General features: G+C 48.8%; 1 pseudogene. It reads right to left on the bottom strand.

Annotated features, from left to right (window positions below):
• Window positions 1-194: 194 nt before the first annotated feature.
• A pseudogene (locus CWB77_RS13215) lies at window positions 195-416 on the bottom strand (magnesium chelatase domain-containing protein); the annotation flags it as partial.
• Window positions 417-549 lie beyond the last annotated feature (133 nt).

Here is a 549-nt window from a genome sequence, read left to right as displayed (position 1 = left end):
AAACTTGGGAATAAATGGACAAGCTTAAAAAGCTTTTATATCACATAAGCAGAGCTTTAGGCTTAGGCTTAGGCTTAGGCTTAGGCTTAGGCAGACAAACTATAGTTATTAGACAATTTTGACCACCAGCGAATTTATAAAGCTTAACGGTATATTATAGAATAAAAAAACCTCCCTATGAATTACATGTAAATCAAGTCGGCAGGTGCTAAATTAACGGTAATACGCTGATCGGGAAATCCAAATTGCGAGTTTTCTAGAGCACTACGTACTCTATCCTTGGCCTCTTTAACCGACGCCTCAGGTAAGCCGACGATATGAAAGGCGGGTAAACCATTCCCTAAATGTACTTCAACCATCACCTCGGGGGCGTTGATCCCCACCTGCGCGCGAGAAAATATACGGGCTAACGACATTCCTTATCCTAGGGTCTGCTGACCTTTCAAGGTTAAATTTGCAGCAGTGGGTGGGGGGTTTAGGGGAGGCGGCGGGGGTGGCGGGTGGGGGGGGCGCAGGAGGAGGGGGTCGGGGGGGGGGGGGGGGGGGGGG

Source organism: Pseudoalteromonas sp. S1610, from assembly GCF_005887465.1.
Classification (GTDB): domain Bacteria; phylum Pseudomonadota; class Gammaproteobacteria; order Enterobacterales; family Alteromonadaceae; genus Pseudoalteromonas; species Pseudoalteromonas undina.
The sequence above is the reverse complement of the archived record's forward strand: the minus strand, read 5'-3'. Positions and strand labels throughout refer to the sequence as shown.